This window comes from Klebsiella sp. CN_Kp097 (genome assembly GCF_040064495.1).
GTDB lineage: Bacteria > Pseudomonadota > Gammaproteobacteria > Enterobacterales > Enterobacteriaceae > Klebsiella > Klebsiella aerogenes.
In genome coordinates this window covers 322,202-336,939 of record NZ_JBEAIL010000006.1, presented here as the reverse complement: position 1 = coordinate 336,939, position 14,738 = coordinate 322,202, and the positions used below count along the sequence as shown (strand labels likewise).

Annotated in this window: 14 protein-coding genes; 4 read left to right on the top strand and 10 right to left on the bottom strand. The window is 56.5% G+C overall.

The annotated features are described in order from the left end of the window. Positions 1 to 14: 14 nt before the first annotated feature. The 3 genes from ABLV07_RS10090 to ppiA all read right to left on the bottom strand — a co-directional run bounded on the left by ABLV07_RS10090 (position 15) and on the right by ppiA (position 1,450). A complete protein-coding gene (locus ABLV07_RS10090; RefSeq protein WP_032713183.1) occupies positions 15 to 617 on the bottom strand; it encodes a putative adenosine monophosphate-protein transferase Fic in 603 nt (200 codons plus the stop codon). Then, entirely contained in the window at positions 607 to 774 is a 168-nt protein-coding gene (locus ABLV07_RS10085) for a YhfG family protein (protein WP_015703650.1), read from the bottom strand. The genes ABLV07_RS10090 and ABLV07_RS10085 overlap by 11 nt, the downstream gene beginning before the upstream one ends. 106 nt (positions 775 to 880) lie before the next feature. Beyond that, positions 881 to 1,450 carry a peptidylprolyl isomerase A gene (gene ppiA, locus ABLV07_RS10080; protein WP_015369397.1) on the bottom strand — a complete coding sequence of 190 codons (570 nt, stop codon included), beginning with the start codon at positions 1,448 to 1,450 and terminating at the stop codon, positions 881 to 883. 277 nt (positions 1,451 to 1,727) lie between these two features. Between ppiA and tsgA the strand changes: the two genes are divergently transcribed. Further along, complete coding sequence (gene tsgA, locus ABLV07_RS10075; RefSeq protein ID WP_020077806.1) at positions 1,728 to 2,906, top strand: MFS transporter TsgA; 1,179 nt, start codon at positions 1,728 to 1,730, stop codon at positions 2,904 to 2,906. On the opposite strand, the gene ABLV07_RS10070 is transcribed toward tsgA, so the two are convergent. Continuing rightward, positions 2,903 to 4,225 carry a cytosine deaminase gene (locus ABLV07_RS10070; RefSeq protein ID WP_015369395.1) on the bottom strand — a complete coding sequence of 441 codons (1,323 nt, stop codon included), beginning with the start codon at positions 4,223 to 4,225 and terminating at the stop codon, positions 2,903 to 2,905. The two genes, tsgA and ABLV07_RS10070, sit on opposite strands and share 4 nt — an antisense overlap. Positions 4,226 to 4,440: 215 nt before the next feature. On the opposite strand from ABLV07_RS10070, the gene nirB reads away from it, so the two are divergent. The 3 genes from nirB (at position 4,441) to cysG (ending at position 8,833) form a co-directional block, all read left to right on the top strand. Continuing rightward, complete coding sequence (gene nirB, locus ABLV07_RS10065; RefSeq protein ID WP_015369394.1) at positions 4,441 to 6,984, top strand: nitrite reductase large subunit NirB; 2,544 nt, start codon at positions 4,441 to 4,443, stop codon at positions 6,982 to 6,984. Then, positions 6,981 to 7,307: a nitrite reductase small subunit NirD gene (nirD, locus tag ABLV07_RS10060; RefSeq protein ID WP_015369393.1), complete on the top strand. Its 327-nt coding sequence runs from the start codon at positions 6,981 to 6,983 to the stop codon at positions 7,305 to 7,307. The genes nirB and nirD overlap by 4 nt, the downstream gene beginning before the upstream one ends. Before the next feature lie 152 nt (positions 7,308 to 7,459). Next, positions 7,460 to 8,833, top strand: coding sequence for a siroheme synthase CysG (cysG, locus tag ABLV07_RS10055; RefSeq protein ID WP_032713182.1), 1,374 nt, complete (start codon positions 7,460 to 7,462; stop codon positions 8,831 to 8,833). 68 nt (positions 8,834 to 8,901) lie between these two features. Here the strand turns inward: cysG and trpS are convergent, their stop codons facing one another. The 6 genes from trpS to aroB form a co-directional block, all read right to left on the bottom strand. Further along, entirely contained in the window at positions 8,902 to 9,906 is a 1,005-nt protein-coding gene (trpS, locus tag ABLV07_RS10050) for a tryptophan--tRNA ligase (RefSeq protein WP_015369391.1), read from the bottom strand. After that, positions 9,899 to 10,660: a phosphoglycolate phosphatase gene (gene gph, locus ABLV07_RS10045; RefSeq protein ID WP_020077804.1), complete on the bottom strand. Its 762-nt coding sequence runs from the start codon at positions 10,658 to 10,660 to the stop codon at positions 9,899 to 9,901. The genes trpS and gph overlap by 8 nt, the downstream gene beginning before the upstream one ends. Further along, complete coding sequence (gene rpe, locus ABLV07_RS10040; protein WP_015369389.1) at positions 10,653 to 11,330, bottom strand: ribulose-phosphate 3-epimerase; 678 nt, start codon at positions 11,328 to 11,330, stop codon at positions 10,653 to 10,655. Before rpe ends, gph begins: the two co-directional genes overlap by 8 nt. A gap of 17 nt (positions 11,331 to 11,347) precedes the next feature. Continuing rightward, entirely contained in the window at positions 11,348 to 12,175 is an 828-nt protein-coding gene (gene dam, locus ABLV07_RS10035; protein WP_015369388.1) for an adenine-specific DNA-methyltransferase, read from the bottom strand. Positions 12,176 to 12,254: 79 nt separating this feature from the next. Continuing rightward, a complete protein-coding gene (damX, locus tag ABLV07_RS10030; RefSeq protein ID WP_032713181.1) occupies positions 12,255 to 13,547 on the bottom strand; it encodes a cell division protein DamX in 1,293 nt (430 codons plus the stop codon). Positions 13,548 to 13,631: 84 nt separating this feature from the next. Continuing rightward, entirely contained in the window at positions 13,632 to 14,726 is a 1,095-nt protein-coding gene (gene aroB / locus ABLV07_RS10025; protein WP_015369386.1) for a 3-dehydroquinate synthase, read from the bottom strand. Between the last annotated feature and the right edge of the window lie 12 nt (positions 14,727 to 14,738).

Below are 14,738 nucleotides of genomic sequence, written 5' to 3'. Positions count from 1 at the left end.
AAAACCGGGCTATTCTACTCAGATTCCCGCGCTTCGCTTACCACTTTACGAAAGATACGCTCCAGCGGTTCCGGGTCGCCCATCGCGCCCAGCTGGTTAGCCTGGCTCCACGCATCCGGCTCAATACCCCGCCAGTCGAGCAGGTAGCCGGCGTGAATGGCCAACTGTTCGAAGAAGATCCTTTGCGTCAGGCCGTTGCCAAGGCGGAACGGGTGCAGGACATTGATTTCGCCGTAGTACCAGCTCAGGCGTTCGACGAACGTCTCCCGGGGTTGTTCACACAGATAGTCCTCTTCTTCCAGCTTGCGCATCAGCGCGTTGCCCTCTTTCTCTATCCACGCGAAGTGGCAAAACGGCGTATCGCCCTGGTAGATATCGATTTCCCGCAGTTTGCCCGCCCAGTCAAAGAGATCCTGATAAAGTTGCCGGTGAATGGCGCACAGATGCGGTAAGCCGCGGCCGCGCGGGCCCAACGGGATCGTCGCCGCGCGCAGCGAAGTGAATTCCCATGCCGTTTGTTCCAGCCGCTGCGCCTGACGAATACCCAGCCGATTACGCAACACATCCAGCGTCGGATAGAGATAGGGGTCGCGATCGTCACCATATTTAGCGCTCATGACGCCTCCTCAGCTCGGCAAGACGCGCCAGCGCTTCCTCAGCCGTCAAGGTAACGAGCGGTACCGTCGCGCCTTCAAGGCGTCGGCTGGCCTGAAAATTGGCATTGCGGGTCTGTTCCCAGAGCCGGGATTTTTGTTTATCGGTGAGTAAACGCATGGTCGCCTCCCTTATCGTCCCCTGTGTGCCACAAGTATAAGCAGCAATTTCAGGTTACGCAGAGAGGCAAGCTGGGCGCAGGCGGACCGCCCGCGCCAGAAGAGGATTACGGCAGCACTTTCGCCGAGAGAATAACGACCGGTTTGGACGGAACATTTTGGTACGGGCCGACGTTGTGGGTCGGAACCTGAGAAATTTTGTCGGCGACATCCATTCCCTTCACCACTTTACCAAATACCGCGTAGCCAAAATCGCGCTGGCCATGGTCGAGGAAGGCGTTATCGGCCACGTTGATGAAGAACTGGCTGGTCGCGCTGTCCTGGTCGGCAGTACGCGCCATGGCGATCGTGCCGCGGGTATTACGCAGGCCATTGTCGGCTTCGTTTTTAATCGGCGGGTTCGGCTGCTTTTGCTGCATCTGCTCGTTAAAGCCGCCGCCTTGCACCATAAAGCCTGGGATCACCCGGTGGAAGGTCGTGTTGTTATAGAAACCGCTGTTCACGTACTTCAGGAAGTTATCGACAGAAATCGGCGCCTTCTGGCTATTCAGCTCCAACTCGATGTTGCCAGCAGAAGTGGTCAGCAGTACGTGCGGGTCGCCCTTGGCCGCCATGGCGGGGGAGAATGCTGAAATGGCGAATACGGCAGCCATCGCCGCCAGAGTGGATTTGAGCATGGAAATTCCTTAACGGAGCAGAGTAAAAAGCAAGTGCCTTGATTCTAAAGAGCCTTTGCATAGCGGGCTAGCCTTTTACCTAATTTTACTTAGCTGAAACACTTGTTACGAACTGACTCAGGTGTGAGCAATCTTATTAATGTGATCAAAGTCACACAAAACCATGCAATAAGCTCTACATTTCAATATAAACGTTTGCCTTCATCACTTGAATGAATAAAATCTGTGCGCCCGGCGCAGCGTCAACGCGCTTTATCTATCTATTCACAGGCCTGTCATGACTAACAGCAATCGTATTAAGCTCACATGGATCAGCTTTTTCTCCTACGCCCTGACCGGCGCGTTGGTGATCGTCACCGGGATGGTGATGGGGAACATCGCGGATTATTTCCATCTGCCGGTGTCCAGTATGAGTAACACCTTTACCTTCCTCAATGCCGGTATTCTGATTTCTATCTTCCTCAATGCCTGGCTGATGGAGATCGTGCCGCTGAAAACCCAGCTGCGCTTCGGCTTTATCCTGATGCTGTTAGCTATCGCCGGGCTGATGTTCGGCCACAGTCTGACGCTGTTCTCCGCGTCGATGTTCGTGCTCGGTCTGGTCAGCGGGATCACCATGTCGATCGGTACTTTCCTGATTACCCACATGTATGAAGGCCGCCAGCGCGGCGCGCGTCTGCTGTTCACCGACTCCTTCTTCAGCATGGCAGGGATGATCTTCCCGATGGTCGCAGCCGTTCTGCTGGCGCGCAGCATTGAGTGGTACTGGGTTTACGCCTGTATCGGCCTGGTCTACGTTGCTATTTTCGCGCTGACTTTCGGCTGTGAGTTCCCGGTGCTTGGCAACAAAGCGCTGGCGGAAAACAGCCAGCCGGTAGTGAAAGAGAAATGGGGCATCGGCGTGCTGTTCCTTTCCATCGCCGCGCTGTGCTACATACTCGGCCAGTTGGGCTTTATCTCCTGGGTACCGGAATATGCCAAAGGCCTCGGCATGAGCCTCGGCGACGCCGGTAAGCTGGTTAGCGATTTCTGGATGTCCTATATGATCGGCATGTGGTCGTTCAGCTTCATCCTGCGCTTCTTCGACCTGCAGCGCATCCTGACCGTGCTGGCGGGCCTGGCGACAGTCCTGATGTATCTGTTCATTAACGGTTCGCCGGAGCATATGCCGTGGTTCATCCTGACCCTTGGCTTCTTCTCCAGCGCCATCTATACCTCGATCATTACTCTGGGCTCGCAGCAGACTAAAGTCGCTTCACCGAAGCTGGTGAACTTCATTCTGACCTGCGGCACTATCGGCACCATGCTGACCTTCGTAGTGACCGGGCCGATCGTCGCGGCCAGCGGCCCGCTGGCCGCGCTGCACACCGCGAACGGCCTCTATGCCGTGGTATTCGTGATGTGTCTGCTCCTTGGCTTCGTTTCCCGCCACCGTCAGAACGCGTCGGCGCACTAAGCCTTAGGCCCCTTTGCTTCGGCAAAGGGGCTATTTTTGGTAAAAAACAACTCCTCGCCGCCTTTATCGGTCTGTATCCACGTCTGCGCCAGCTGCGTAGTCGCAATGACCCTTCCCTGACGAATTGACCAACGTACCGGCACCTGGCAGCGTACGGCTTCAAAACCGTTTTCCGCCGGCAAGATCACCAGATTGGCCGGGTTGCCGGTAGCGATGCCGTAATCATTGAGCCCAAAGGTTCTGGCGCTGTTGTGGGTAATCAGCTGCAGACTGTCGTTAATCTGCTGATAGCCCATCAACTGGCAAACGTGTAGCCCCATATGCAGCACCTGTAGCATGTTGCCGGTTCCCAACGGATACCACGGGTCGAACACATCATCGTGGCCAAAACAGACATTAATGCCGGCCGCCATCAGCTCCTTAACTCGCGTCACGCCGCGCCGCTTCGGGTAGTCATCAAAGCGCCCCTGCAGATGAATATTGACCAGCGGGTTGGCGACGAAGTTAATGCCCGAGAGTTTTAACAGGCGGAACAGCCGCGAGGTATAAGCGCCATTATAGGAGTGCATCGCGGTGGTGTGGCTCGCGGTCACCCGGGGGCCAATTCCCTCTTTTAACGCCAGCGCGGCGACCGTTTCGACAAAGCGCGACTGTTCATCGTCAATTTCATCGCAGTGGATATCCAGCGGACGCTGGTATTTCTGCGCCAGACGGAAGGCGATATGCAGTGATTCCACACCATATTCACGAGTAAATTCGAAATGCGGGATCGCCCCGACCACATCGGCGCCCAGCCGTAACGCCTCCTCCAGCAAACTCTCACCATTGGGGTAGGATAAAATCCCTTCCTGGGGGAAGGCGACTATCTGCAAATCGACCCACGGCGCTACCTCTTGTTTGACTTCCAGCATCGCTTTCAGCGCGGTCAACGTTGGGTCGGAAACATCGACATGGGTGCGGACAAACTGGATGCCGTTAGCGATTTGCCAGCGCAGGGTTTTCCACGCGCGGGCTTTCACATCCTCATGGCTTAGTAGCGCTTTACGCTCGGCCCAACGCTCAATCCCTTCGAACAGCGTCCCGGACTGGTTCCAGTTTGGTTCTCCCGCCGTCTGCGTGGTATCGAGATGAATGTGCGGTTCGATAAACGGCGGGATGGCCAATCCGCCGCGGGCGTTAAGCACTTCGTAGCTCTCGCTGCGCGCCTCTCCCATCGGCGTAATGTCGCCGAATCGCCCTTTATCAATCGCAATCTGCCACAGCCCTTCCTTCTGTGGCAGATGGACGTTCTGAATTAACCACAACGGCGTTGTCGACATAGTCTGCTCCCCTGAACATTGCTTATTTCTTCCGCTGTCTTTGTACATAAAAAGAACAAAACGGAAAAGCCTGATTTTTCCGCAACTTAGAAAAATCATTATAAATCATGAATATACTCATTAAGTGGTAGGTAAGTTCTAAATTGATTTGTATCAATGAGTGTAGTAGCTGAATCGTTAAGGTAGGCGGTAATAGAAAAGAAATCGAGGCAAAAATGAGCAAAGTCAGAATCGCTATTATCGGTAACGGCATGGTCGGCCATCGCTTTATCGAAGAGCTTCTTGATAAGGCGCCTGCCGGACAATTCGACATTACCGTGTTCTGTGAAGAGCCGCGTATCGCCTATGACCGTGTCCACCTGTCGTCTTACTTCTCCCATCACACTGCGGAAGAGCTGTCGCTGGTACGCGAAGGTTTCTATGAGAAACACGGCGTCAAGGTACTGGTCGGCGAACGCGCGATTACCATCAACCGTCAGGAAAAGGTGATCCACTCCAGCGCTGGCCGTACCGTTTTCTACGACAAGCTGATTATGGCGACTGGCTCATACCCGTGGATCCCGCCGATTAAAGGCGCGGAAACCCAGGATTGCTTCGTCTATCGTACTATTGAAGATCTTAACGCCATCGAATCCTGCGCCCGTCGCAGCAAACGCGGCGCGGTGGTCGGCGGCGGTCTGCTCGGTCTGGAAGCGGCTGGCGCGCTGAAAAATCTCGGCGTGGAAACCCACGTGATCGAGTTCGCGCCGATGCTGATGGCCGAGCAGCTCGACCAGATGGGCGGCGAGCAGCTGAAGCGTAAGATTGAAAGCATGGGTGTGAAAGTTCACACTAGCAAAAACACCAAAGAGATCGTTCAGCAGGGCACCGAGGCACGCAAAACGATGCGCTTCGCCGACGGTAGCGAACTGCAGGTCGATTTCATCGTCTTCTCTACCGGTATCCGTCCGCGCGACAAGCTGGCTACCCAGTGCGGTCTCGCCGTCGCCCAACGCGGCGGCATCATGGTCAACGATAGCTGCCAGACCTCCGACCCGGATATCTACGCTATCGGCGAATGCGCCAGCTGGAATAACCGCGTATACGGTCTTGTCGCCCCAGGCTACAAAATGGCGCAGGTTACCGTTGACCATATCCTCGGCAACGACAATCTGTTCACCGGCGCCGACCTCAGCGCCAAGCTGAAGCTGCTCGGCGTTGACGTTGGCGGTATCGGCGACGCCCACGGGCGCACGCCGGGCGCGCGTAGCTATGTCTATCTCGACGAAAGTAAAGAGGTCTACAAACGGCTCATTGTCAGCGAAGATAACAAAACCCTGCTTGGCGCGGTACTGGTCGGCGACACCAGCGATTACGGCAACCTGCTGCAGCTGGTGCTGAATGCCATCGAGCTGCCGGAAAACCCGGATTCGCTGATCCTTCCGGCCCACGCCGGCAGCGGCAAGCCGTCCATCGGCGTGGATAAACTGCCGGACAGCGCGCAGATTTGTTCCTGCTTCGACGTCAGCAAAGGCGACCTGATCGCCGCTATCAATAAAGGCTGCCACACCGTGGCGGCGCTGAAAGCGGAAACCAAAGCCGGAACCGGCTGCGGCGGCTGTATTCCGCTGGTGACGCAGGTGCTCAACGCCGAGCTGGCGAAACAGGGTATCGAAGTGAACAACAATCTGTGTGAGCACTTCGCCTACTCTCGCCAGGAGCTGTTCCACCTGATCCGCGTGGAAGGCATCAAAACCTTCGACGAACTGCTGGAAAAACACGGTCAGGGCTACGGCTGTGAAGTCTGTAAGCCGACCGTCGGTTCCCTGCTGGCCTCCTGCTGGAATGAGTACATCCTCAAACCACAGCACACGCCGCTGCAGGACACCAACGATAACTTCCTCGCCAACATCCAGAAAGATGGCACCTACTCGGTTATCCCGCGCTCCGCAGGCGGCGAAATTACGCCAGAAGGCCTGGTTGCCGTCGGTCGCATCGCGCGCGAATTTAATCTGTATACCAAAATCACCGGCTCCCAGCGTATCGGCCTGTTCGGCGCGCAAAAAGACGACCTGCCGGAAATCTGGCGTCAACTGATTGAAGCCGGCTTCGAAACCGGCCATGCGTACGCCAAAGCGTTACGTATGGCGAAAACCTGCGTCGGCAGTACCTGGTGCCGCTACGGCGTCGGCGATAGCGTCGGCTTCGGCGTAGAACTGGAAAACCGCTATAAAGGTATCCGTACCCCGCACAAAATGAAGTTCGGCGTCTCCGGTTGTACCCGTGAATGCGCGGAAGCCCAGGGTAAAGACGTTGGGATCATCGCCACCGAGAAAGGCTGGAACCTGTACGTGTGCGGTAACGGCGGGATGAAACCACGCCACGCCGATCTGCTGGCCGCAGACCTCGATCGCGATACGCTCATCAAATATCTCGACCGCTTTATGATGTTCTACATCCGCACCGCCGATAAGCTTACCCGTACCGCGCCGTGGCTGGACAACATGGAAGGCGGCATCGACTATCTGCGCAGCGTCATCATCGACGATAAGCTGGGCCTGAACGATCACCTTGAAGAAGAGCTGGCTCGCCTGCGCGCCGCTTTTGCCTGCGAATGGACCGAGACCGTCAATAACCCGGCGGCACAGACGCGCTTCAAACACTTTATCAACAGCGATCAGCGCGACCCGAACGTTCAGGTGGTGCCGGAACGTGACCAGCATCGCCCGGCCACGCCCTATGAGCGCATCCCGGTCACGCTGGTGGAGGAAAACGTATGAGCCAGTGGGTAAACATCTGCAAAATTGACGACATCCTGCCGGCGACCGGCGTCTGTGCGCTGCTGGGGCAACAGCAGGTAGCTATCTTCCGTCCGTACCATGACGACAGAGTGTTCGCCATCAGCAATATCGATCCGTTCTTCAATGCCAGCGTGCTGTCCCGCGGGATTATCGCTGAGCATGACGGCGCGCTGTGGGTTGCCAGCCCGCTGAAAAAGCAGCGCTTCCGCCTCAGCGACGGGCTGTGCATGGAAGATGAGAGCCACTCCATCGCCCACTACGAAGCCCGTGTTAAAGATGGCAAAGTGCAGCTGAAAGCCTGATGCCGCAAGGTTCCCTCCGCGCCGCGGGGGGAACCATATCATCAGCTTATGACCACTAATAAGTAGAGGCGGCAAAATTCATATCTCCGTGATTCCCTCTGCTGCTATGCTACGACCGCACTCCCTTTCCCCCCTTGCCGTGAGGATCTGCCGTGGACCACTTACCTATTTTTTGCCAACTACGCGATCGCGACTGCTTGCTGGTCGGCGGCGGCGATGTCGCTGAACGCAAGGCGCGCCTGTTGCTCGACGCAGGCGCCCGGTTAACGGTGAACTCACGCCAGTTTACTCCGCAGTTTCAGGTGTGGGCCGAGGCGCAAATGCTGACGCTGGCGCAGGGCGATTTCAATCCTGCGCTGCTCGATAACTGCTGGCTGGCGATCGCCGCCACCGACGATGATGTCGTTAATCAGCAGGTCAGCGAGGCCGCTGAATCACGGCGTATTTTCTGCAACGTGGTGGATGCGCCCCGTCAGGCCAGCTTTATCATGCCGTCAATTATCGACCGCTCGCCGCTGATGGTCGCCGTGTCTTCCGGCGGTACCTCCCCGGTGCTGGCGCGCCTGCTGCGTGAAAAGCTCGAATCGCTGCTGCCGCTGCACCTCGGGCAAATCGCCCGCTATGCCGGGCAGTTGCGCTCAAGGGTGAAAAAACAGTTCGCTACCGTCGGCGAGCGCCGCCGCTTCTGGGAAAAGCTGTTTGTTAACGATCGTCTCGCCCAATCGCTGGCGAACGATGATCGTCAGGCCGTTGCCGACACCACGGAACAGTTATTGAATGAGCCGCTGGAACATCGCGGCGAAGTGGTGCTGGTGGGCGCCGGTCCGGGCGATGCCGGGCTGCTCACCCTCAAGGGACTACAGCAGATCCAGCAGGCCGATGTAGTGGTTTATGACCGACTGGTCTCCGACGACATTATGAACCTGGTGCGCCGTGACGCCGATCGGGTGTTTGTCGGCAAACGTGCAGGCTATCACTGCGTGCCGCAGGAGGAGATTAACCAAATCCTGCTGCGCGAAGCGCAAAGCGGCAAACGTGTTGTACGTCTGAAAGGCGGCGATCCGTTTATTTTTGGCCGCGGCGGCGAAGAGCTGGAGACCCTCTGCGCGGCAGGTATTCCGTTCTCGGTGGTGCCGGGGATCACCGCCGCCTCCGGCTGCTCGGCCTACTCCGGCATTCCGCTCACCCACCGCGATTTCGCCCAGGGCGTACGCCTGATCACCGGCCATCTGAAAACCGGTAGCGATCTCGACTGGCAAAATCTGGCGGCGGAAAAACAGACGCTGGTGTTCTATATGGGGCTAAACCAGGCGCCGGCGATCCGCGAAAAACTGATCGCCAACGGCATGGCGGCGGATATGCCGGCCGCTATCGTCGAAAACGGCACCGCGGTCAACCAGAAGGTCGTCACCGGCACTCTGGATCGGCTGGATATCCTGGCGCAGCAGATGGCCAGCCCGGCGTTAATTATCGTGGGCCGCGTGGTGGCGCTACGCGACAAGCTGAACTGGTTTTCTCACCATTAAGCTAATGCGCTCTGACAAAGACAAAAAAACCGGGATAATCCCGGTTTTTTTACCTTCAGCGAGCCTTATTACGGCTTAGCGACAAAGCCAATCGCTTCATATACCGCTTTCAGAGTCTTAGAAGCGTGCGCGCTGGCCTTCTCGGCGCCCTCTTTCATCACCTGATTAAGGAACGCTTCGTCGTTGCGGAAACGGTGATAGCGCTCCTGCAGCTCGGTCAGCATCCCGGAAACGGCTTCGGCGACTTCACCTTTCAGATGGCCGTACATTTTACCTTCAAAGTGCTGTTCCAGCTCCGGAATGCTCTGGCCGGTGACGGCGGAGAGGATATCCAGCAGGTTGGAAACGCCCGCTTTGTTTTGCACATCGTAACGGACAACCGGCGGCTCGTCGGAATCGGTCACCGCGCGTTTGATCTTCTTAACTACCGATTTCGGGTCTTCCAGCAGGCCAATGACGTTGTTGCGGTTGTCATCGGACTTGGACATCTTCTTGGTCGGCTCCAGCAGCGACATGACGCGCGCGCCGGACTTAGGAATAAACGGCTCAGGCACTTTAAAGATATCGCCATAGATAGCGTTAAAGCGCTGCGCAACGTCGCGGCTCAGCTCAAGATGCTGTTTCTGATCTTCGCCTACCGGTACCTGGTTGGTCTGGTACAGCAGGATGTCAGCGGCCATCAGTACCGGGTAGTCAAACAGACCGGCGTTGATGTTCTCGGCGTAGCGCGCGGACTTGTCCTTAAACTGGGTCATGCGGCTCAGTTCGCCGAAATAGGTGTAGCAGTTGAGCGCCCAGCCCAGCTGTGCGTGTTCCGGCACGTGAGACTGGACGAAAATGGTGCTCTTTTGCGGATCGATACCGCAGGCCAGATACAGCGCCAGCGTATCCAGCGTTGCTTTACGCAGGTTCTGCGGATCCTGACGCACGGTGATCGCGTGCTGGTCAACGATGCAGTAAATACAGTGATAGTCATCCTGCATGTTTACCCATTGACGCAGCGCACCCATATAGTTGCCAATGGTCAATTCACCTGAGGGCTGTGCGCCACTAAAAACGATGGGCTTAGTCATTTTTTAATTCCTGAGTTTCACTGTACGGTAGCCCAAGAGCGGGCAAGAGTTCATTAAATTGGTCAAAGATAAAATCCGGCTCGCTCAGCGCTATCGGCTCGCCGTAGTTATAGCCGTAAGTCAGACCGATAGAGCGGCAACCTGCCGCTTTCGCCGCCTGAATATCATTGCGCGAATCCCCGACGAACAAGAGTTCGGCAGGCGTCAGAGAGAGCTTTTGCGCCACCAGCAGCAGCGGATCCGGATGCGGCTTTTTGTTCTTCACATCGTCGCCGCCGATCACCACGCTAAAGTATTTCGCGATATCCAGCGCCTCGAGCAAGGGCGCCACGAACGGCGTTGGTTTGTTGGTGACCAGCGCCAGCGGCAGGCCTTTGGCATGCAGCGCGCCGAGCGTATCGGCCACCGCCGGGAACAAGAAACTACCTTCTTCCGCCGCTTCGGCGTAATAGCGGTCGAACAGTTTACGCAAAACGCGTAGCTGTTCGTCTTGCGGTATATCATGATCGTCGACGGAAGGTTTCCCCATCGCCGCGCGTAACGTGGCGCGCTCCTGGCGAGCCCAGTTCAGCGCCCGCTCCATCAGGACGTCTGCGCCGTTGCCAATCCAGGTCACGACGCGTTCTTCACCTGCCACCGGCAGTTCCAGCGCATAAAGCGCGCTATCAACGGCGGCGGTTAGACCCGGCGCGCTATCGACCAGCGTACCGTCCAGGTCGAATGCCACGCCGCGGATGGCCTGTAATTTATCCATGACTAACCTTCGCTAATTCACTACGCATTTGATCAATAACTTTTTTGTAGTCCGGCTGGCCGAAGATCGCCGAACCCGCGACAAACATATCCGCACCGGCGGCGGCAATTTCACCAATATTGCTGGCTTTCACGCCGCCATCGACTTCAAGGCGAATGTCGTAACCGGATTGATCGATAAGCTGACGCACCTGACGCAGTTTTTCAAGGGTGTGCGGAATAAAGGACTGGCCGCCAAAGCCTGGGTTAACCGACATCAGCAGGATCACATCCAGCTTATCCATAACGTAATCGAGGTAACTCAGCGGCGTTGCCGGGTTGAATACCAGCCCCGCTTTACAGCCATGCTCTTTGATAAGCTGCAGGCTGCGGTCGACGTGTTCAGAGGCTTCCGGGTGGAAAGTGATAATGCTGGCGCCGGCTTCGGCAAAATCAGGAATGATGCGGTCGACCGGCTTTACCATCAGGTGCACATCGATCGGCGCGGTAATGCCGTAGTTGCGCAGCGACTTCAGTACCATCGGGCCAATCGTCAGATTCGGCACATAGTGGTTGTCCATGACGTCGAAGTGTACGACATCCGCACCCGCCGCCAGTGCCTTAGCGGTATCCTCGCCCAAACGGGCAAAATCAGCCGACAGAATCGAAGGGGCAATCAAATACTGCTTCATCCGCATCTCCTTGAAATTTATTTGGTCTTCGGTGGACGGTACAGCGCTAAGAGCTCGTCCACCTTTTTACGCGTACCACCATTGCTGCTGATGCTGCGCCGAACCTTCACAATATGCGTTTCCGCCGCGTTTTTATACCACTCCTGCGTCAGCGGCGTGCGGTGGTTTGAGATAAGCACCGGGATCCGCTTTTTCATCAACGATTCCGCCTTTTTCGCCAGCAGTACCTGCTGATCAAGGTTGAAGCTGTTGGTGTGGTAGGCGGTAAAATTCGCCGTCGCCGTCAGCGGCGCGTACGGCGGATCGCAATAGACCACCGCCCGGCTATCGGCGCGCTTCATACACTCTTCATAAGATTCGCAGTAAAACTCGGCGTTCTGCGCCTTGGCGGCGAAGTGATAGAGCTCAGCCTCGGGGAAATAGGGCTTTTTGTAGCGGCCAAACGGCACGTTGAACTCGCCGCGCAGGTTGTAGCGGCACAGGCCGTTGTAGCCATGACGATTCAGATACAGGAACAGCACCGCGCGACGCAGGGGATCCTGACTCTGGTTGAATTCATCACGGTACTGGTAGTAGCGCTCCGCGGCGTTATTTTCCGGCGTAAACATCTCACGTGCCGCGCTGACGTATTCGTCGGTGCGCAATTTGACGATGTTATACAGACCGATCAGATCGCTATTGATATCCGCGAGAATATAACGAGAAAAGTCGGTATTCAGGAATACCGACCCGGCGCCCACGAAGGGCTCAATCAAGCATTCACCTTCCGGCAAATGCTTTTTAATATCGTCAAGCAGGGGGTATTTCCCCCCTGCCCACTTCAGAAAAGCGCGATTCTTTTTCATGCTGCCTAACTAATTACACTTTCTCCGGCTGTGGAGAAATCGCTCCGACAGCATCCTGCGCTTAAGACTACTCGCGGCATTACTTCAGGTCAGCTTGTACCTGGTGCAGCGGTTTTGCCCATGGATTTTTCGCCTGAACATCCGCAGGGAGCGTGGCGACAGCACGTTTCGCTTCATCTTTTGAAGCGTAGATGCCGCTAACCAGCACATACCACGGTTGACCGTTGCGAGTCGTCTCATAGACAACATATTTTTCCAGCTTCTCTTTCTTCGCCCAGTTATTCAGGTTGTTGTAGTTAGAGGAGCTGCTGAGCTGCAACGTATAGTTGCCAGACGGCGCAGACTTCATCGAACCAACATCGCCAGCCGTTTTGCTGCCAGCCGCTGCGGTCGCCGCAGGCGCGGTGGCCGCCGGGGTGGAGGTCGTTGCGGCAGGCGCAGTCGCGGTAGCCGTTGGCGCGGTTGTCGCAGCCGGTTTAGTCTGCGCAGTGGCGACAGGCTTGCTGGCGGTAGCCGCCGGCGCGCTCTCTACGCGCTTAGGCTTAGTTTCAACCGGCGCTTTGGCGGTCGCCTGCGGCTTGCTTTGCGGTTTCGGTTCAATCACCACCTGTTTACGCTCGGCAGGACGCGGCGCGGCGGCCGTCTGGCGTTCGGTCGTTTGACGCGGCGCGGCGCCATTACGCATCGGCGCAACGGTCGCAGGTTCGGTCGGTAAGGTGGAGTTAGCAACAGCGCTATCCAGTTGACCCTGCTGTTGAGTCAGCGCATTGTTCAGGTCGCCCTGAACTTCCACACGCTGCTGGCCCTGCGGCTCGGAGGCGGGTTGACCCTGAGTCGGATTAGAGGCGATCGGCGGCAGAGAAACGTCCTGCGACTGTTGTTGGTTGGTGTTGCCCGCAGTTTGATCGACCGGCTGCGCGGCATTGTTGTTCTGGTCAGCGGTCATGCTTTGATCGCCTGACAGATTAACGCTCTTTTCACCAGAAGCGGATTCATTGGAAGAAGATGGCGATTTCAGCGCCGAACCCACGCCGACAATCAGCAGCAGGAGTACCAGCACCCCGACGCCCATCATGACATACTGGCGGGAAGCCGGTTTAGCAGGGGCCTTTTTGCGTTTACGCGGGCGGCGTTCAACCTGCTGCTCTTCTTCTACTTCTTCTTCGGACTCGAGGTCCTCTTCGTACTCTTCTTCATCGCGTTCACGACGGGCTTTGTTCGCGCGCGTCGGACGGCCTTCATCGGCCTCAAGATCGAGATCGTCGAAATTGATCTGCGGATCGGCGTCACGCTCGGAAGACTGACGGGAACGACCAGCACGACGATCGTTGCGATCGGCTTTCATATCGTCTTCTGGTTTGAAATCATCCATTTAACACCCCACTAAAAGGCTTATGCTCACGATTATTGCATGTTGCCCGAAATGATAACGCCGCGCGGACGCGGCTAGACCTTCTTATTGTTGCGCCTGCTGAGTATCAGCAATCGCGCCAAGAACTACATCGTGCGACACTCCGCCGCGGACCTCGCTCTTTCCTATAGCGAGCGGTAATACCAGGCGCATTTCGCCTGCCAGTACCTTTTTATCACGCATCATGTGAGGCAAATACGCTTCTGCAGACATTTCCTGCGGCCCGCGTACCGGCAACCCTGCACGTTGCAACAGCGCAATCATACGCTGCGTATCCTGCGCGCTAAACTGCCCTAAACGCTCGGACGTATGCGCCGCCATGACCATTCCTGCCGCCACAGCTTCGCCATGTAGCCAGTTACCGTAGCCCATTTCAGCTTCGATAGCATGGCCAAATGTATGTCCCAGATTCAGTAAAGCACGTAACCCGGTTTCGCGCTCGTCAGCAGCGACAACTTCGGCTTTTAGCTCACAACAACGGCGAATACAGTACGCCATCGCTGATTCATCCAGCGCCATCAGCGCATCGATGTTGTCTTCAAGCCAGCAGAAGAACTCGCCGTCGAGGATAATGCCGTACTTAATAACCTCAGCCAGGCCGGAGGAGAGCTCACGCTTCGGCAAGGTTTTGAGACAATTAAGGTCGACGACCACGGAAACCGGCTGCCAGAAGGCGCCAATCATATTTTTACCGAGGGGATGGTTTACGGCCGTTTTGCCGCCAACCGAAGAGTCCACCTGCGAAAGCAGCGTGGTGGGAACTTGAATAAAACGTACGCCGCGCTGATAGCTCGCCGCGGCAAAACCGGTTAAATCGCCAACCACGCCGCCGCCGAGCGCCACGAGTGTGGTGTCGCGGCCATGTGGTTTTTGCAACAGCGCGGTAAATACCGTATCCATCACCGCCAGGCTTTTATACTGCTCGCCATCCGGCAGGATCACACTGTCAACGTTGACACCCGCTTGCTCCAGTACGGAGCGAACGGTATCAAGATAAAGCGGCGCCAGCGTTTCATTGGTGACCAGCATGACCTGGTCGCCTGATTTCAGTGGCAGAAAAGAAGCTGGATCGTTAAACAAACCAGCCGCGATGGTAATCGGGTAACTACGTTCCCCGAGAGTTACAGTCAGCTTCTCCATAACGCGACGTCC